Source organism: Shewanella surugensis (assembly GCF_023284005.1).
Classification (GTDB): domain Bacteria; phylum Pseudomonadota; class Gammaproteobacteria; order Enterobacterales; family Shewanellaceae; genus Shewanella; species Shewanella surugensis.
In genome coordinates, this window is record NZ_JAKIKS010000255.1 from 1 (window position 1) to 2,762 (window position 2,762).

At 36.9% G+C, this 2,762-nt stretch carries 1 protein-coding gene; it reads left to right on the forward strand.

The genetic code is table 11. The annotated features are described in order from the left end of the window. Positions 1-158 precede the first annotated feature (158 nt). Positions 159-1,700, forward strand: a complete 1,542-nt coding sequence (locus L2764_RS26615; RefSeq protein WP_248943354.1) for an SGNH/GDSL hydrolase family protein — start codon at positions 159-161, stop codon at positions 1,698-1,700. Positions 1,701-2,762: the final 1,062 nt, after the last annotated feature.

Here is a 2,762-nt window from a genome sequence, read left to right on the forward strand (position 1 = left end):
TGGTTATCTTGCCATGACTTTATCACTTTTGATGCACTCAAAGAGAGTGTAAAAAATATCATGGACAACTATCCATCAAAATATACGATAACTTTTAGTTAAGCACTTATACTCAGTCTACCTATACTTATCTTATTCACGATCAACTGAGGTGATAAATGCGTATAAAAACATTGATATATATTTGTTGTATTTCTCTTATAACACTACTGTCAGCATGCTCAGACGATGATTATAAAACAACTACATTTTCAAATATCATGGTCTTTGGTGATAGCCAAAGTGACATGAATAACTTTCCACAAAGCCTTTATTATAATCATGATAGCGGTTCTATCTCCCCTTATGGGATCTCAGGCAATCTTTACAATTCGGTTTCAGAGCCCATTACCAGCACGCTTTTTTCCCCAATCAGTCCCGGTACACTCACATTTCCAGAAATAAGTACTCACTACAATATCATTAATTTATCCAGCGACACGCAAAGTATTTGCACCGCATCAAGCGATGATAATGTAGATGATGCGAGCTGCTATGATCGAGAAGCAAGCTCTGTTGGCTGGTTACAGTATTTAACCTATAACGGATTAAGTAATAACTATACTTTATTTGACACTATCGAACTTTCTTCTTGGGTCGCTTATACTGCTGAAGGCAATGGCATTGATAAACTATCTATTAACTATGCTTGGTATGGTGCCTTATCACGACCGACTGGCTGTTATAATGATGACCACACAGCATTGTCAGATAGATCTTGTAGTGATGGAAAAGAGATATATGCTTTACAAGCAACCTATCGTTCTTCCCAGATATTAGATGATGGCATTCCGCCTATATCAGCCGCTGATAGTTATGCTTTAGAAAAAACAGTAGCCGTTCCGACGCTTTATCAACAAGTAACAGAACTCTTTCTACCAAATCTAGAAGCCGATTATAATATCGTTGACAAAGATACCTTATATGTCTTTTACAGCGGAGCCAACGATCTTTCTGCTGTTTTTTTTGAGTGGATAGAAGGAAAAATTGACTTTGACACTTTCATAGAGTCTATCTGGACGACAATCCCTGAATATATGATAGGCACCTCAGATTCTGCAGTGCAAACAATGCTCAGTGGACTTAACTCACAAGGACAAGAAAAGGGTAACATCATCATGTTCCCTCAATTTAACCTCGGTATTATCCCTGACTTTAATTATTACTTTGCCGCTCAGGGGATCACTCTACCCCCTGAAAAACTCAAAGTACTTGCAGAATCATTAGGTGAACTCATTAAGGTGTATAATGAACGAGTTAAGCTACTCACCTATCTAACGGCCTCTGAATATGCCTTTATGTTCTCTGAATCTAATCCTAAATGGTACTTCTATTATTTAGATAACCTCTACGACAATATGGAAACACTTGCCTTTAGTGACGACTATAGTACTACTTTTGCCAATACTTGCGGTGATGACAGCACTGTAGTCACAATTATCCCACTCGGCAGTGCTACTGATTGCCTTAACAGCAATGGTGATCCTTACCTATTTTGGAACACTGAGCACCTAGCTTCTCCGGGTCAGCAAATCATCGCCCAATCAGCACTAGATTGGCTATCGGCTGGTGAAACTATTTTAGATACCGGTGTTGAGCAAAAATATAGTATTGAAGACTTAGAAGCGAGCGCCAAAGCCATTTATGCCATATTTAACTGAATTTTAGTTGGAAACGGGGTACGAGCTCCAACGGTACGAAAAGTGGGCTTGTTGCACCGCTCAGTAATTGAACCGTTATAGGTTTTGGTGCAAGTTAAGGTAAAATGGCATGGTACCTCTCTAAATTTGAGTTTTCATGCCAAATAAATTCAATGAATCAAAACGCCATCACATCGAAAAGCAGCAGAGTATTAACTAAGATACCCATAGTTAAATTGATGTTCAAAACAAATTCTGATTATCCTGATAAACCACATGAACTCTACCAGTGATAAGGCTCATTATCACTGGTTCATTCAACACTTGGGGGTAAGATCACGACAGCGCGTGATCTACCCTATTTTGTTCTTTAACTACCTAATTGTATATATTCGTGAAATATAAAATAGTTATATAGGGAAAGGCTTATTAAAACTGCTACCATATTAATAATGAACGACTGACCAATTATGGTCTTGAACACTATTTTTGGAGACGCTTGTGCCTGTTTTTTCTTTAAAAAAATATAAGGCATTAATTTTACTATTCATTTCCCTAGTAACGGCTGTTAATGTATATGGGTTATACTTAAACATAATATATCTCTATATGAATCCTATAGACACTCTTACTGTCTGGATGACCGCTGTAAATACATATGAAGTCTTGTTTGGTTTTTATATATTTTTTATATATTTTATCCCACAGCTTATTAATTGGGAAATAAAACTAATTATATTTGTATCGTTAACAGCACTGTTCATTGTAAATATATATTATTTTATAATTGATTTTCATCTACAATGGAACTATGGAACATTAGAAACGTCATTCTGGATGATAAATAATCTTTTGGCTGCAGTGTTTTCAGTAATCATGATGTGCATATTCTTTCTAAACGGGGTTTTGCGCCCATCGCCTCGAAATTAACCTTACTTTTCATTAGTTAACTTACCTCCGGCAAAGCCGGATGCTTATTTGGGTGACGCCCTAAAAGGGCTTAAGTCCGTGCCCAAGGCACTATCTACATTCCGAGTTTTAATTGATCCCGATGAATGTCATTTTTTTCTTGGTTTCGTATGT

Coding starts and splice junctions, on each gene's coding strand:
- L2764_RS26615 (WP_248943354.1), top strand. CDS start 159: ATGCGTATAAAAACATTGATATATATTTGTTGTATTTCTCTTATAACA.